This window comes from Pedobacter sp. B4419, assembly GCF_059693725.1.
Map to the genome: position 1 here is coordinate 1,472,924 of NZ_JCASSL010000001.1, position 16,501 is coordinate 1,489,424.

Genomic DNA, 16,501 nt, shown 5'->3' on the forward strand with positions numbered 1-16,501 from the left:
TGGATAGGGGTGTTTCTTTGTCGAGAAGATTTGCCCGAATTCATTTTTACCTATTTAAAATCTGTTTTTTGGAATATTCTATAGCAGCACTTAACGAAACAGCTTTGCTGGTATCTTTCGAAAATAAAATTGACGAAGAGATAAACGATAGGGTAATGGCACTCCATCAGGCTTTTGCCGAAAGTGCTTTTCAAGGATTTGTAGAATCGGTTCCGGCTTACTGCTCCCTGGTGGTTTTTTATGACCCAACTACGGTTAGAATTTCTTACCCTAATCATTTAAGTGCCTTTGAACTGGTAAAGGATTTTACAACAAAATTAATTGCCGATTTAGCACAAAGAACCAACCAAATAAATAATAAGCCAATTGTTATTCCAGTTTATTATAATGGTGAAGATTTACCTCGCCTAGCCGAAAAGCATCAACTTTCTATAAGCGAAGTAATAGAAATCCACATACAGAAAATATACAGGGTATTTATGATCGGCTTTTTGCCGGGATTCGCTTACATGGGTAAGGTGGATGAACGTATCGCCACTTCAAGGCATGAGGTACCCCGTACCTTGGTAAATCCTGGAAGTGTAGGCATTGCTGGCTTTCAAACGGGCATTTACCCCTTACACTCCCCTGGTGGCTGGCAATTGATCGGGCAAACGCCAATCAAAATATTTGATGCCGAAAAAACTGTTCCTTGCTTGCTAAAGCCTGGAGACCATATTCAATTTACCGCGATTGATGAAACAACCTTTAATACGTTAAATGAGTATTCGTAGCATTAAACCCGGCATAATGGCTACGATGCAAGCTAGTGGCAGATTCGGATTTCGATACATCGGGGTTGGAAGTGGCGGTGCCATGGACCCTTTTGCAATATTGGCAGCGAATTATTTATGCAATAACGATGGTGGTGAAGCGGTATTGGAGCTTAATTTTCCTGCGCCTGCATTGAGGTTTGAAGAAGACGCCATTATTGCATTAACCGGTGCAGATTTTGTTGCCATGATCAATGAAACATCTGTTCCCTTATGGAGGACAATGGCAGTGAAAAAAGGATCGATTTTAAAATTTAATCAACCCATTAATGGTTCGAAAGCATATCTGGCGGTAAAAGGGGGATGGCAAGCAGAAAAATGGTTGGGCAGTTATAGTACCCATCTCAAATTAGCAAAAGGTGGTTTTTGGGGCAAAACAATTGGAAAGGATGATGTAATCGGGTTTTTGTCGGGTCATATCCCATTCGCAGCAAACAAAATAATGCCTTGGCAAATTGCCCAACAAGAATTAGATAAGATTTATAGTCCTGTTAACGAGATTCGATGCATTGCAGGAAAGGAATATGAGTTATTGACAGAGACTTCAAAAAACGACTTTAGCCGTCAGTTTTTTATGCTGAGCAGGCAAAGCGACCGCATGGGCTATCAACTTGAAGGGCAGTTGCTGTCTCTGCAAAAGTCGATAGACCTCATTTCATCGCCTGTAGATACTGGAATTGTCCAGCTTTTACCATCGGGTAATTGCATTGTGTTAATGGCTGATCATCAAACAACGGGAGGCTATCCGCGCATCGCTTCGGTTGCCAAGGTTGATTTGCCGAAATTGGCGCAGCTTAAACCAGGACAATCGTTTAAATTTACCATTATTTCGCTGCTAGAGGCTGAAGATTTGCTCATCAGAAGGCAAAAGCTACTGAACGAAATTAAATGGGCCTGTACCATAAACTTTAAGAAAGCTAAATTATGCTGATTGACATCAATTGCGATATGGGCGAGGGGGTAGGCAACGAAGCCGAGCTCATGCCTTTTATTAATTCGGCCAATATTGCCTGTGGCTATCATGCCGGAGATGAAGACACGATGAAACAGGTTGTTCAACTGTGTTTGCAGCATCGGGTACATATCGGGGCACATCCATCTTTTTTAGACCGGGAAAATTTTGGGAGAACGGCAATGCAGTTGTCGGCTTTAGAAATATATAACTTAATTACTGAGCAATTAAATATCATCCAAGCAATTACACATTTATATGGTGCAAAACTCCATCATGTAAAACCTCATGGTGCGCTGTATAATATGGCGGCGAAAGATGCCGTAATTGCCAAAGCAATAGCGCAGGCCGTAAAAGATTTTGATCCATCATTAATCTATTATGGCCTCTCTGGTTCTATAATGATAACAGAGGCAAGAAAGCTTGGATTGGCAACTGCAAATGAAGTTTTTGCAGATCGAAGTTATCAGCCAGATGGGACATTAACTCCAAGAAGCCATGCTAATGCACTATTGCACAATGAAGAGGAAGTTATTGCTCAAGTGTTGAGGTTTTTGACCGAGAAAAAAGTAAAAGCAGTAACTGGAGAAGAGATTTTAATCGAAGCTGATACCGTTTGTCTGCACGGTGATGGTGCGCATGCTGTTAAATTGGCAAAGGCGATAAATAAAAAAATATATGAAAAATAAGTCGTTTTTGTCTGGACCGCTCGTTGGGGCGGCCTTTTTAATGGCTACTTCTGCAATTGGCCCTGGTTTTATCACCCAAACTACCAAATTTACGGGTGAGCTTAAGGCCAGTTTTGGCTTTGTAATCCTAATTTCTATATTGATCGATATCGGTGCACAATTGAATATTTGGCGCATCATTAGCATCAGCAAGCTCTATGCACAAGATTTGGCCAATCGGATTTTGCCAAGTTCTGGTTACGTATTGTCTGTGTTGATTATTTTAGGAGGGATCGCCTTTAATATCGGGAATATTGCTGGTGCAGGCCTTGGCCTGCAGGTTTTAACGGGTTGTAGCGTAGCAACTGGCGCGTTGATCAGTTGTGGCATCGCGATAGCGGTATTTCTCTTTAAGGAAGCGGGAAAAGCAATAGATGTTTTTGCAAAGGCTTTAGGTTTGATTATGATCGGCCTTACTTTATACGTTGCTTTTCAATCTCATCCGCCAATGGGCGAAGCTCTGATTAAGACATTTATGCCCGATAAAATCAATGAAACTATTATTCTTACCATTGTTGGTGGCACTGTTGGTGGGTATATTAGCTTTGCGGGTGCCCATCGCTTGCTAGAAGCAGGAATTACTGGAAGCGCGCACCTTAAACAGGTTTCCAAAAGTGCCGTTTCGGCCATATTAATCGCGTCGCTCATGCGCATGCTCTTGTTTATTGCAGCGTTGGGTATTGTTTGGCAGGGAATAACGTTAAGTACCAATAATCCGGCAGCAACGGTTTTTCAAAGTGCGGCTGGACAAATAGGCTATAAAATATTCGGATTGGTGCTATGGAGCGCTGCCATTACCTCCGTAGTGGGCTCGGCATTTACATCTGTTACTTTTGCCAAAGTATTACATCCTTTCATTGTTCGGAAGTTTAAACACATCATCATTGTTTTTATCCTGTTTTCTACTTTGGTTTTTTTAATGGTGGGGCAACCCGTAAAGGTTTTGGTAGCTGCAGGTGCAATTAACGGACTAATTTTGCCTTTTGCTTTAGCTATAATTTTAATGGCAGCCTATAAAAAGAAGCTAATGGGCGTATATAGACACCCGATTATATTGTCTGTAGCAGGTTGGGTAGTGGTACTGGCCATGGCCTATATGGGCATTAAAGCCATTGCCGATTTGCTTTTTTAAAACATAGAAATGGTTAATGAAGCAATAATATTTTTTACTACTTTTAGTGCCAATTATGCAAGCAAAAAACGATAAGAAAGTTATCCGCTCTTGGGCCTTTTTCGATTGGGCCAACTCTGCTTATAACTTGGTGATTACTTCCACTATTTTTCCGGCCTATTATGCGGCCATTACTGGCGATAAAGACGATGCTACTATTGATTATGTGACGTTTTTTGGACGAAAATTTGTCAATTCGGCACTGTACAGCTATGCCATGGCCTTTGCCTTTTTGGTAATCGCTATTCTCTCGCCGATCCTTTCATCGATAGCCGATACACGAGGCAACAAAAAAGTTTTTATGCAGATATTTACTTATCTGGGAGGCTTGGCTTGTTGTGGTTTGTTCTTTTTCGAATTCAATAAAGATACAGGTGTTGGAACACTTGATTTTAGCATGATCATGTTCGTGTTGGCCGCCATTGGTTTTTGGGGCAGTTTAGTGTTTTATAATTCATATTTGCCCGAAATTGCTACAGTTGACCAGCAAGACAGCGTAAGTGCTAAAGGTTATACCTATGGTTACATTGGCAGTATTATTTTGCAGATTATCTGTTTTGTATTTGTGTTTAAGCCAGATTGGTTTGGTATTGTAAATGCTTCTACACCTGCAAGATTGTCGTTTTTAATGGTAGGGATCTGGTGGATGCTTTTTGCGCAGATTCCTTTTAGAAAACTGCCAAAGGGAAGTCCGAATTTTAAAACGGAGAAACAGAATGTAATGACGGGTGGCTTTAAAGAACTGAAAAAGGTTTGGGGGCAGGTAAAGCAAATGGCTTATCTAAAGCGTTTTCTTTTCTCTTTCTTCTTTTACTCGATGGGTGTACAAACCGTAATGCTGGTGGCTACTATTTTTGGAGAGAAAGAACTGCACTTGGAAACCTCTAAACTGATTGCCACCATCTTGATTTTACAGTTGGTAGCGATCCCAGGTTCTATGCTCATGTCATACCTGTCGACTAAGAAATACGGTAACGTTAATGTGCTGATTGGCGTAGTGGTGATATGGATTGGCTCTTGCGTAGCTGCTTATTTTATCCGTACCGAAATGCAGTTTTACGTGCTTGCCGCGGTTATTGGATTAATTATGGGTGGTATCCAGTCTTTATCGCGTTCTACCTATTCTAAATTTTTGCCTCAAGAAAGCCCAGATCATACTTCTTTCTTTAGTTTTTACGATGTAACAGAGAAAGTAGCACTCGTATTTGGGATGTTCAGCTTTGGCTATATTGAAGAAGTAAGTGGCAGCATGCGAAATTCTGTTATCGCATTAACTGCATTTTTTATTTTAGGATTGCTATTTTTGCTGTCCCTTAAGCGAGTGGCGCCAAAATCTGTTGACGCAGTTGATTGAGGTTTTTAACATCAACTACCTAGAATGAAGATAGAGTTATTTGTACCGTGTTTTGTTGATCAGTTATATCCAGAAACTGCCTTTAATACCATAAAAATATTAGAAAAAGCCGGCTGTGAGGTTGCTTACAATGCCAAACAGACCTGCTGTGGGCAGCCAGCCTATAATGCAGGCTACTGGGAAGAGGCCAAAGACATTGGCAATAAATTCTTGAACGATTTTTCAGAAACCAATTATATCGTAGCACCATCTGCTTCCTGTGTGGGGATGGTTAAAAATGGTTTCAACGATCTGTTTACCAATACGATTGTCCACAACAAATGCCGTAGCATGCAGTCGAATATTTTCGAACTGTCCGATTTCTTGATCAATGTACTCAAACGCGATTACTTCGGTGCCGAACTAGAAGGAAGGGCGGTGTACCATGATTCATGCAGCGGTTTACGCGAATGTAAAATCAAGGAAGAACCAAGGCAATTGCTGGCTAAGGTACACGGATTGGAAATGCTCGAAATGAAAGATACCGATATGTGCTGTGGCTTTGGTGGTACTTTTGCCGTTAAGTTCGATGCCATCTCGTCGGCCATGGCCGAGCAAAAAGTAAATAATGCGCTCGAAATGGAGGCAGATTACATCATCTCTACCGATTTGTCTTGCCTGATGCACTTGGATGGCTATATCCAAAAAAATAACATTCCACTAAAAACCATGCACATCGCCGATGTGATTGCGAATGGTTGGCTTGACTATTAAGCTCCCTTGTTAGTGTTCTCACCAACAAGCTATCTTGAGAGAGATTGCTTCGCTGGCTCGCAATGATGAATTTTGGTCAATAATTCGGCACTATAAGCTATTAACTATAGACTATACGCCATCGACCCAATATTAAACTCTCAATTTCACAATTATGTAAAAGAATAGATATGTTCTGGAGAAATTAACTTTTTTTAACATTAATTGTCTTCAAACAACGATAAATTTGTAGTATCAAAAACAATAGAAATATCAATGAAACCGTCATTGGCATACCAAGGAGAAAACCAGGAAAATGCCCAGTGATTGCTTCATTACCATTAAAAAATAAATACTAAATGAAAAAGATAATGATTGCCTTTGTTGGCTTGTTTGCACTTGCCCTAACAGCTGAGGCACAAAAGAAATCTGGAGCAATACAATTTGAAACCACTTTAGATCCGGCGGCTATGGCATCGGCCAATGGTATCCAGTTAACAGATGAGATGAAAGCACGTATGCCGAAATCGGTGAAAACCAATTTTGAATTGTTGTTTAGCGCAACCAATGCAAGTTACATGCCCGTAGAAGATACCGAAGACAGCAATGGTGGTGGCGGAGGCGGTATGGGCCGTATGATGATGCGTTTTGGTGGTGCAGGTGGCGCTAGAGAGTACTATTATGTTTTTGCCGATCAAAAATTGACTGAAGTATTCGATTTAATGGATACTACTTATGCCATGCCAAGCAAGCTTACTGTGGCCTTAAATGCGCCAGGTTTTAACATGGGTGCTAGACAAAACAATAATGCCAATGCACAGGCCAGTACTAGTGCTGTACAGTTTTTACCGGTTCCACCAACACAGGAAATCGTTAAAAGCGACGAGACCAAAAAGATTTTAGGTTTCAACTGTAATAAAGTGATCGTAAAAACAATCCGTAAGGCAAAAGTATTAGATGTAGAAAGAGATATCGTTGACGAAACTGCTTTATGGTATACCAATGACTTGGGTTTCAACTTCTCTCCAAATCCTAATCTATGGACAGAGGGCACAGTTTTAGCGATCGAAAATAAAGGTAACAGCACATTGGCTAAAAGCATCGAATACAGAGGTGTAAGTACAAAAGACGTAACCGCCCCTAAAAAAGCAGTGCCAATTACTGCTGAGCAATACAAAGCCAAGATGGAAGCCATGATGAAGAGATTTCAGGGTGGTCAAGGCCGTCAAGGTGGAGGTGCTTCAGGCGGTCAGGTTAGAAACATCGTAATTAACTAATTTTACTCCATAAGTTTTTAAAGCCTTCGGCATTTGTCGAGGGCTTTTTTATGCGCTTTCTCCATCGGATGTTAGCAAATTTTTTACGTGGAAAAACCGATGTGATTGAGAGATTTTTTGGTGTGCAGGCTGTAAATCGTTATTATTGAAACACATTTACCATGAAACCTTAATGAATATCACATCAAACAACACCGACCTATTAAAAACTAAACAGCATTTCGAAATCTTAGATGGTTTAAGAGGGATAGCAGCCATAGCAGTTGTCGTTTTTCACTTTATGGAAATCGCCATTACCGATTACAGCAAAAACTTTATAGGCCATGGCTACCTGGCTGTCGATTTTTTCTTTTGTCTTTCGGGATTTGTCATTGCCTATGCCTATGATAATGAACGCGTCGAAAAAATAGGCTTTAAACAGTTTTTTAAATTAAGGCTGATCCGTTTGCATCCCTTGGTCATTATCGGCTCAGTATTAGGATTGCTTACCTTTCTTTTTGATCCTTTTAGCGATTTTTTCTCGGTTTATGGTTTTGGCAAAACAGCACTTATCTTTTTGGCTTCGGTTTTTCTGGTTCCATATCCATCTATGCCGGAGCGTTACCTCAATCTCTTTTGCCTAAATGCACCAAGCTGGTCGCTGTTTTGGGAATACATTGCCAATATCTTGTACGTTTTTGTACTGTGCAAGCTCAGTAACAAGGTGCTGATGGCACTCGCCGTGATTGCGGCTTTGTTAATTTGCTATGTAGCCAGCAAGTCGGGCAATTTAGCTGGAGGCTGGGGTGGTCCAAACTTTGCAGATGGCGGTGTAAGGGTTTTCTTTTCTTTTTTAATGGGAATGCTCGTTTACAGGTGCAATTGGATCATCAAAAGCAAATTGGGCTTCATCAGCATGGGTTTATTGCTATTGCTCAGCTTTCTATTCCCTTATGCCGATGCCTATAACTGGCTTGTAGAACCTATCATCATCCTCTTGTATTACCCTCTGTTGGTCTCATTAGGGGCGGGAGCTACCTTGGCCACGCCGTTTAAAAAGATATGTAAGTTTTCGGGCGATATATCCTATCCGCTTTACATGACCCATTATCCTTTTGTTTGGATCTTCTTAACCTATGTAGCAGTAGTGAAACCTGCTTTGTCGCTGCTATGGATCGTTATTCCGGTATCGGTAATTCTCTTGATTGTTTTTGCTTATGTGGTAATGGCCTATATCGATTCGCCATTGCGCAATTACTTGAAGAAAAAGATGCTCAAAAGCAATGATTAAGGTGGGCCGGCTAAACATTTGTACACGATTTTTGTTTTTTGATAAAATTTAACCTCAGTTTTTATGAAGATTTTCAATACCCTCAAATTTATCGTCCTGTTATGCATCGGCGCCGTATACATCGGTTGCTCGTCTAACCAAGAATATGCATACAATGAAAAAACCTCATCTATTTTTTTAGACCAGATGAAAAAGATTGATGAAGCCGATAGTGTATTTAGGGATACGGTAAAACTTTATGCGCCTTCAATGGGCGATTCTTTGACTTATAAATCTACAGCCGAAAACTTGGTTACAAACTCTCAATTGGATTTAGATAACCTGAAAGACTTGAAACCAAGCGAAGAAGCAGCGGCCTTTCACAACGGCGTGGTGAAATACCTGCAGGCAATCAACGATTATGGAGCAACCGCCAAAAAGCTTGTCGAAACAAAAGCCGTTGAAGAAAAGAAAGCTTTGCACCAGCAGCTCCTTTCGAAATATGAGGCCTTAAATACACAGCCAGATGAGGTTTTAAACATCCAAAAAGCCTACCTCGGCAAAGTTGGCCTACAGCCGAAATAATTTTCAAATGGCGATTAATTTTCGTATTTTTGCAACTCAAATGAAAATCACGTAGTAAGTGATTGTAGCATAATTTTTTTAACTTTTAAATCATAGTTGTAGATGATTAACATTACTTTACCTGACGGTTCAGTACGTCAGTATGAGCAGGGTACAACTGCTTATCAAATTGCCTTATCTATTTCAGAAGGCCTTGCCAGAAACGTTTTAGCAGCAGAAGTGAACGGAGAAGTTTGGGACTCGTCGAGACCCATCGAAGCCGATTCGAACGTAAAGCTCTTGACCTGGAACGACACTGCCGGCAAATCAACTTTTTGGCATTCATCAGCCCACTTAATGGCCGAAGCTTTGGAAGCGCTTTACCCGGGAACCAAGTTTGGGATCGGTCCGGCAATCGAAACCGGCTTTTATTATGATGTAGATTTTGGCGATCGCGATTTTTCTTCGGATGATTTCAAGGAAATTGAAGCGAAAATGATCGAATTGGCTAAACAAAAAGAGGTTTTTGCCAGAGAAAGCGTAAGCAAAGCCGATGCGGTGAAATATTTCACAGAAAAAGGCGATGAATATAAACTCGATTTGATCGATGGCCTGGAAGATGGAAAGATCACTTTCTATACCCAGGGTAACTTTACCGATTTGTGTCGCGGACCGCACATTCCGAATACTGGCTTTATCAAAGCAGTAAAATTAATGAATGTTGCTGGTGCCTATTGGCGTGGCGATGAAACCAAAAAACAGTTGACCCGTATCTATGGCGTAACTTTTCCAAAAGCAAGCGAACTCACTGAGTATTTGCTCATGATTGAAGAGGCGAAGAAAAGGGATCACCGTAAATTAGGCAAGGAGCTAGAGTTGTTTACTTTCTCAGAAAAAGTAGGCATGGGCTTGCCAATGTGGTTGCCAAAAGGGACTGCTTTGCGCGAAAGACTGGTTAATTTCTTGGCTAAGGCGCAAGCTAAACATGGTTACGAGCAAGTGGTAACACCTCATATCGGTCATAAAAACCTTTATGTAACTTCTGGCCATTATGATAAATATGGAAAAGATAGTTTCCAGCCGATCAAGACACCGCAGGAAGGAGAGGAGTTCTTCTTAAAACCGATGAACTGTCCGCACCATTGCGAACTCTATAAATTTAAGCCTCGTTCATACAAAGACCTGCCGGTTCGCTTTGCCGAATTTGGTACCGTATATCGCTATGAGCAAAGTGGCGAGTTGCACGGTTTAACCCGTGTGCGTGGCTTTACTCAAGATGATGCACACTTGTTCTGCAGGCCAGACCAGGTAAAGGAAGAGTTCATGAAAGTGATCGACTTGGTATTGCATGTGTTTAAATCATTGGGCTTTAGCGATTACATTGCACAGATTTCATTACGCGATCCGGAAAATAAAGCCAAATACATCGGCTCTGACGAGAACTGGAAATTAGCAGAAGCTGCGATTATCGAAGCGGCAGCAGAAAAAGGCTTGCCTACTGTAGTGGAGTTGGGCGAAGCGGCTTTCTATGGTCCGAAGCTCGATTTCATGGTGAAAGATGCTTTAGGCCGTAAATGGCAGTTGGGAACAATCCAGGTAGATTACAATTTGCCAGAGCGTTTCGAATTGGAGTACACTGGTAGCGATAACATGAAGCACCGTCCGGTAATGATCCACCGTGCGCCTTTTGGCTCGTTAGAACGCTTCGTTGCCGTACTCATCGAGCACTGCGCTGGCAACTTCCCGTTATGGCTTTCTCCAGAACAATATATTATTCTTCCGATCTCAGAAAAGTATGAAGAATATGCAAAAAAAGTTTCAGATGAATTAAATAATTCCGATATTCGCGGGCTGATAGACTTTCGAGATGAGAAAATTGGAAGGAAAATCAGAGACGCTGAGGTTAAAAAGTTGCCTTATATGCTGATAATCGGTGAAAAAGAGATGTTGGAAGGAAAGGTTTCAGTACGTAAGCATGGCGAAGGAGATTTAGGTGAAATGACTTTGGCAGAATTTAGCGCATTAATAATTAAAGAAATAACAGTTTAAAAGAACAGACATTTGGCATTAGGTAGACCAGGATTTAATAGGGGACCACGTCCTCCTTTTAAGAAAAAAGAAGCAGAACACAATATCAATGAGCACATTAGGGCTCAAGAAGTTAGGCTGGCTGGAGATAATGTGGAGCCAGGGATTTATCCCCTGTCGAAAGCATTAGCATTAGCAGATGAGCTAGAGCTTGATTTGGTAGAGATTTCTCCTAATGCGGTGCCTCCTGTTTGTCGTATTATCGATTATAGTAAATTCATTTACGAACAAAAGAAAAAGCAGAAGGAAATTAAAGCCAATGCTAAACAAACTGTTATCAAAGAAATTCGTTTCGGACCGAATACCAACGATCACGATTTTCAATTTAAGCTGAAACACGCTGTTGGCTTTTTAGAAAACGGCGAAAAGGTAAGAGCATACGTACACTTTAAAGGTAGGGCCATTGTTTACAAAGAGCAAGGCGAAATCTTATTGTTAAAGTTTGCTCAAGCTTTGGAAGAAGTGGGCAAGGTAGAGTTGTTGCCTAAGTTAGAAGGTAAGCGTATGTTTTTAACATTAGCGCCTAAAGTAGCAAAGAAGTAATAAATTATATAAATTAAAACAGGGTTATGCCAAAAATGAAGACCAATTCCAGTGCCAAAAAGCGTTTCTCGCTTACTGGAACCGGTAAAATCGCAAGAAAGAACGCCTACAAAAGCCACATTTTAACAAAAATGAGCACTAAACGTAAGCGTAACTTAGGCCATACGAGTATGGTAAATGACGCTGATATGGGCAACGTTAAACGTATGCTTTGCATCGGTAAATAATTAAATTTTTAACCAGATACTCGGTTGTAAGATTGCTGAACCACTAGGTAAAACGCAACACCGCTTATCAAAAACTACACATTATGCCACGTTCGGTAAACGCAGTAGCGTCTAGACGCAGAAGAAAAAAAGTCCTTAATATGGCCAAAGGCTATTGGGGATCAAGAAGCAAGGTATTCACCATTGCCAAAAACACGGTAGAAAAAGGTTTGCAATATGCTTACCGCGACCGTAAAGTTAAGAAAAGAGAATTCCGTAGCCTATGGATCCAACGTATCAACGCTGGAGCACGTGAGCACGGTGTATCTTACTCTCAATTGATTGGTAAATTGGCCGCTAAAAACATCGGTTTAAACCGTAAAGTATTAGCTGACTTAGCCATGAACCACAAAGATGCTTTCAAAGCAATCATTGATGCAGTAAAATAAGATATTCGATATCGAAATGGAAAAGCTCCCGAATAATTTCGGGAGCTTTTTTGTTTTATAGGTATTTACAAATATTCGTCATCCCGGACTTGATCCGGGATCTATCTCAAGTGAGGCCCTGGATCGGCGTCCAGAGTGACGACTCGTTTGACGCCAAAAGTAAGCCAGCTTAAACCGGCCAAAACCCATACGCCTATCCCTGCGTAAAGCATTACCAAGCCAAAACCGTTGACCAGTGCATTATGAATCGTTTTTCCTTTCGGATCAATAACAGACAATGCCGGGAAGTTTTGATGTAGCGAAGCGTTATTGCCGGCAGTGATTTGCTCGGCCAAGTTATGCAATTGAGAAGGGGTATAGGAGGCATGAATACTGTCTTTTAGTTCAGCTGCTACGCCACTTACCAAAATAAAGCCCATCAAAGCAATGTTAATGGCTAAAGTGATCAAGCGAGCACTCATGTCAATACCCGATGCCATACCAGCTTTGGCACTCGATACTGAACCCGTAGTGGTATTGGTTACCGGAGTATTCGTGAGGCCAAGACCAATTCCTGCCAACAAAGAACCAGGCATCAAGGTAAGCCAGCTCGCATTGTTTAGGCCACTGCCATATTTCATCATGAAAAAGCCAAGTCCAATGGTAAACAAACCTAAAGGAATAACAAGCCCAACATGGTATCGAACTGAAAGACGTTCTGCCAAGGGCGGGATAAGCAGGGTTGGAAGCGTATAAGCCAATAATGATAAACCTACCGTTACCACATCGTAACCCAATGCACTCTGAAAATAAATCGGTAAGTAAATAATAAATGGCCAAAAGCTAAAATTCATGCCGATGGAACCAAATATGGCGCCCGAGAAATTGCGGATCCTGAATACAGAAAAATCAAACATGGGGTAGGCGATTGTTTTTTCTATCCAAATAAAAATAAGGAAGCTCACAATTGTGGCAATAATGATGCTTATCGCCTCGAAACTGGCAAAACCCAAATCGGCACCTTGCGTAATAAAATAGGTAAGGCCCAAAACGGATAAAGATAAAGTAAGCATGCCCCATACGTCTAATCTTTTGGCTTCACTGTCTTTACTTTCTTCAACATTAAGCCGAACCAAAATGGTAGCGATTAAAGCGATGGGTACATGGATTAGAAACACCCATTTCCAAGATAACACAGCAATAATGGAACTGCCTATGATAGGACCAAAGCCTAGAGCTGCACCCAAAATAATTCCCCAAATGCTAAAGGCCCGGCTTCGCTCTTTGCCTTCACTAAACTGATGGGAAAGTGCTGCGATCTGACAGATGAGCATCGCGCCACCGCTTATCCCCTGAAAAAAACGACTGATGATCAATACAGTCGTATTTGGAGCCAAGCCACAGGCTAAAGAAGAGATTCCAAATAGCACCAAGGTAAGCAGCAGGATGCGTTTACGACCATACCTATCGGCCAAAGTACCTGCGGCCATGAGCACGGTGGTACAACCAATGGTGTAAATATTCATGATCCATTGCATGTCTTTTAAATTGGCATTTAATACGGTTTCGAGTGTGGGCAGGATAACTGGAACACTCGAAATTTCTAAAGAAAACATCAATGTAGCCAAGCAAATGGCAATTAAGGCATTGGTCTTTTTGCGGTCTGAAAGTTTTTGTTTCATTTTATCATTCAATTTTTGGTAAAATTAAACCGATAATTCGCTATAAACTTGTATATTTTAAGTATAATAAAGTACTTTTGAAAGATGAAAAAAGAGACCATACACCAATCTGTTGAGGTAACTTACAGTAAGCTAACCTGCCACCTGAACAAAACCTTGCAGTTTAATTTTTTTCAGATGGTGTATGTGATTTCTGGAAAGGGCTTATTAAACGTAAACGGGAACAGCATAGGTTATCAAACCGGAAATTTGATGCTGATGACACCGAGCGATTACCATTATTTTGATATTGCCGAGCCTACGGAGTTTTTATTGGTTAAGATCAATAGCGATTACGTAAAGGAATACAAGTTTAAAAATATCAATTGTATGGAATGCCTCCTATATTATGCTTCTCATTTATCGGGTTGCATATTGAGGCGCCAAACTGATGAATTTTTGGTAAAATCGATTGCGGATTCTTTGTTGTACACGATACAGCAGGAGAGTATGTATAACGAAGACCTGATCATGCATTATGTAAATGCACTAATCGTAATTGCCGTTCGGAATATTTCTACCATAAAGCCGGAGGGCTTAAAGACAAATGCCGACAATCGGGTACTGGAGATTATCAATTACATTCAGGCGAATATTTTCGATCCGCAAACATTAAAAGTTGCAACCATAGCAGATCAATTTGGGATTTCTGAAACCTATTTGGGCAGTTATTTCAAAAACCAGTGTGGCGAAAACATCCAGCATTTTATAGCTCAATATCGTGATCGGTTGATCAAGCACCGACTAAAATTTAGCGATAAGCGCATCAATGAAATAGCCGAAGAATTTGGCTTTGCCGACGAAAGTCATCTCAACAAGTTCTTTAAAACCAAAAATGGCTTGAGTCCTTCGAAGTTCAGAAAAGCGGCTCAGCTTATTTCTCCTTAAAAATATAAGCCTTTACCAGCTTCTACAATAGAAACCTTATTTATCGTTGCCATTTGCGGAATACGCCCCAGGCAAGGAATTTGGCTATAGTTTAAAATGTAAGTTTCGCTTTCTTCGTTGGTGTTTCCATTAAATATGATGCCTTTAATCGGAATTTGATATTGCTTTAAGAGGTTGATGCTGAGTAGGGTATGGTTGATACTGCCCAGGTAGTTTTGCGAAACCAAAATCACTTCCAAGTCAAGGTATTTGATCAAATCTACAATAAGGTATTGATCGTTTAAAGGTACCATCAATCCGCCTGCGCCTTCTACAATCAAATCGTTTTGCGTAGTCGGGATTTTAAATTGATCGAGCTCGATGTTAATACCATCTAATTTTGCCGATAAATGTGGCGAAAGAGGCTGGGTAAGTCGATAAGTTTCTGGATGGATGATGGTTTGGCTGTTGCTGATCAAGCTTTCTATAGCCAAGCTATCGCTTTGCTCCAGGTCGCCAGATTGGATGGGTTTCCAGTAATCTGCTTTTAGCTGCTCGGTAAGCACCGCACTGGTGACGGTTTTGCCAATTCCGGTTCCAATTCCAGTTACAAAATATTTATTCGGCATTTTATGTCAGTTCTTTAAGTTGTTGAACCAAAGCGGTGATTTCTGCTTCGGTATTATAGGTATGTAGACAAATCCGTAGTCTTTCTTGGCCTACCGGCACAGTTGGACTTAAGATTGGGCGAACATCAAAACCATGTTCCTGCAGTTGCGAAGCTGCGTTTCTGGCTTCAGCATTGCCATTAAATATAATTGTTTGAATGGCACTTGTGCTTTGTATACGATTACTGTTTAATTCCTTGATTAATAGGTTGTATAAGTCTATTTTCTGCTGTATTTGTTGAGGATAGTTTTCTTTCGCTAACCATTCATAAGCACAGCGGATAGCAATGATTTGATGCAAAGGCATTGCAGTAGTATAAATGAAAGAACGTGCAAAATTAATCAAGTAATTTCGAAGTTGATTGGAACCCAAAACAATGGCGCCATGCATGCCAATCGCCTTGCCGAAAGTAACTACACGCGCGAAAACAACATCAGCTAAACCTAATTGTACAACTAAACCTTCTCCATTTTGACCAAATACGCCAGTAGCATGAGCTTCATCTACAATGAGGTTGGCTTCGTATTTTTGGCAGCACTCGCTGATGGCCTGCAGTGGAGCACTATCGCCATCCATTGAATAAATGCTTTCTACCACTACATAAACCTTTCCTGTAGCCAATTTTAACTTTTGCTCGAGATCGTTTACATCGTTATGTTTAAACTTATAGCGAGTGGCGTGGCTTAGCCTCGATCCATCAATTAAACTGGCATGGATGAGCTCATCTGTAATAATGGTGTCTCCACGTTGTGGGATGGAAGCTAACAAACCTACATTTGCATCATAACCCGAATTGAAGATCAATCCAGCTGCTGCTTGATGAAAAGAAGCGATAAAGCCTTCGGTTTCTTCGGTAAAGGCATAGTTTCCGCTCAGCAAACGAGAACCGCCTGAGCCATTTAAACCTGGGGCAATACCTAAGGTTTCTTCATTAATATACTGATGCAGGGCTTCGGAACGCGCAAAACCTAAATAATCGTTGGAACATAAGTCTATTAAATGGCTTGGATGGCTTAGTCTTCTTAGCAACCCATTTTTTTCGCGTTCATTTAATTTTTCACGTAATGATTCTTCGCCTGTTTTCATTTTTTGCTAAAATTAGCGATGATTGCTTACACTACATAAAATTATTGGAGGAGA

General features: G+C 40.8%; 17 protein-coding genes. 14 read left to right on the forward strand and 3 right to left on the reverse strand.

The features are described 5' to 3' along the window. The first annotated feature begins 68 nt into the window (after positions 1-68). The 13 genes from pxpB (at position 69) to rplT (ending at position 12,125) form a co-directional block, all read left to right on the forward strand. Entirely contained in the window at positions 69-773 is a 705-nt protein-coding gene (gene pxpB, locus AC570H_RS05900) for a 5-oxoprolinase subunit PxpB (RefSeq protein WP_497352679.1), read from the forward strand. Between the two features lie 16 nt (positions 774-789). Then, positions 790-1,743 carry a 5-oxoprolinase subunit C family protein gene (locus AC570H_RS05905; RefSeq protein WP_497352681.1) on the forward strand — a complete coding sequence of 318 codons (954 nt, stop codon included), beginning with the start codon at positions 790-792 and terminating at the stop codon, positions 1,741-1,743. A 50-nt stretch (positions 1,744-1,793) separates the two neighbouring features. Next, entirely contained in the window at positions 1,794-2,453 is a 660-nt protein-coding gene (locus AC570H_RS05910; protein ID WP_497352683.1) for a 5-oxoprolinase subunit PxpA, read from the forward strand. Further along, positions 2,443-3,624, forward strand: a complete 1,182-nt coding sequence (locus tag AC570H_RS05915; RefSeq protein WP_497352685.1) for an NRAMP family divalent metal transporter — start codon at positions 2,443-2,445, stop codon at positions 3,622-3,624. The genes AC570H_RS05910 and AC570H_RS05915 overlap by 11 nt, the downstream gene beginning before the upstream one ends. A gap of 55 nt (positions 3,625-3,679) precedes the next feature. After that, on the forward strand, positions 3,680-5,017 hold the full coding sequence (locus AC570H_RS05920) for an MFS transporter (protein WP_497352687.1): 1,338 nt from the start codon (positions 3,680-3,682) through the stop codon (positions 5,015-5,017). 24 nt (positions 5,018-5,041) lie between these two features. Continuing rightward, on the forward strand, positions 5,042-5,770 hold the full coding sequence (locus tag AC570H_RS05925) for a (Fe-S)-binding protein (protein ID WP_497352689.1): 729 nt from the start codon (positions 5,042-5,044) through the stop codon (positions 5,768-5,770). Between the two features lie 338 nt (positions 5,771-6,108). Then, positions 6,109-7,026, forward strand: coding sequence for a hypothetical protein (locus tag AC570H_RS05930; RefSeq protein ID WP_497352691.1), 918 nt, complete (start codon positions 6,109-6,111; stop codon positions 7,024-7,026). 172 nt (positions 7,027-7,198) lie between these two features. Beyond that, a complete protein-coding gene (locus AC570H_RS05935; RefSeq protein ID WP_497352693.1) occupies positions 7,199-8,296 on the forward strand; it encodes an acyltransferase family protein in 1,098 nt (365 codons plus the stop codon). Positions 8,297-8,359: 63 nt separating this feature from the next. Continuing rightward, positions 8,360-8,860 (forward strand): hypothetical protein, encoded by a 501-nt coding sequence (locus tag AC570H_RS05940; protein WP_497352695.1) that lies wholly within the window; start codon positions 8,360-8,362, stop codon positions 8,858-8,860. A gap of 102 nt (positions 8,861-8,962) precedes the next feature. Further along, entirely contained in the window at positions 8,963-10,888 is a 1,926-nt protein-coding gene (thrS, locus tag AC570H_RS05945) for a threonine--tRNA ligase (RefSeq protein ID WP_497352697.1), read from the forward strand. A 12-nt stretch (positions 10,889-10,900) separates the two neighbouring features. After that, on the forward strand, positions 10,901-11,470 hold the full coding sequence (gene infC, locus AC570H_RS05950; protein ID WP_330106757.1) for a translation initiation factor IF-3: 570 nt from the start codon (positions 10,901-10,903) through the stop codon (positions 11,468-11,470). 26 nt (positions 11,471-11,496) lie between these two features. Further along, positions 11,497-11,697 (forward strand): 50S ribosomal protein L35, encoded by a 201-nt coding sequence (gene rpmI, locus AC570H_RS05955; RefSeq protein WP_330106756.1) that lies wholly within the window; start codon positions 11,497-11,499, stop codon positions 11,695-11,697. An 83-nt stretch (positions 11,698-11,780) separates the two neighbouring features. Continuing rightward, positions 11,781-12,125: a 50S ribosomal protein L20 gene (gene rplT / locus AC570H_RS05960; RefSeq protein ID WP_330106755.1), complete on the forward strand. Its 345-nt coding sequence runs from the start codon at positions 11,781-11,783 to the stop codon at positions 12,123-12,125. Positions 12,126-12,226: 101 nt separating this feature from the next. Here the strand turns inward: rplT and AC570H_RS05965 are convergent, their stop codons facing one another. Next, positions 12,227-13,786, reverse strand: a complete 1,560-nt coding sequence (locus AC570H_RS05965; RefSeq protein ID WP_497352700.1) for an MFS transporter — start codon at positions 13,784-13,786, stop codon at positions 12,227-12,229. 84 nt (positions 13,787-13,870) lie between these two features. Here AC570H_RS05965 and AC570H_RS05970 point away from each other — a divergent pair, with 84 nt between their 5' ends. Further along, complete coding sequence (locus AC570H_RS05970) at positions 13,871-14,713, forward strand: AraC family transcriptional regulator (RefSeq protein ID WP_497352702.1); 843 nt, start codon at positions 13,871-13,873, stop codon at positions 14,711-14,713. Here the strand turns inward: AC570H_RS05970 and bioD are convergent. Both bioD and AC570H_RS05980 read right to left on the reverse strand, forming a co-directional pair. Beyond that, complete coding sequence (gene bioD / locus AC570H_RS05975) at positions 14,710-15,321, reverse strand: dethiobiotin synthase (RefSeq protein ID WP_497352704.1); 612 nt, start codon at positions 15,319-15,321, stop codon at positions 14,710-14,712. The two genes, AC570H_RS05970 and bioD, sit on opposite strands and share 4 nt — an antisense overlap. A 1-nt stretch (position 15,322) precedes the next feature. Further along, the gene (locus AC570H_RS05980) at positions 15,323-16,447 is read right to left on the reverse strand and encodes an aminotransferase class I/II-fold pyridoxal phosphate-dependent enzyme (protein ID WP_497352706.1); all 1,125 of its coding nucleotides are present in this window, start codon (positions 16,445-16,447) and stop codon (positions 15,323-15,325) included. Positions 16,448-16,501: the final 54 nt, after the last annotated feature.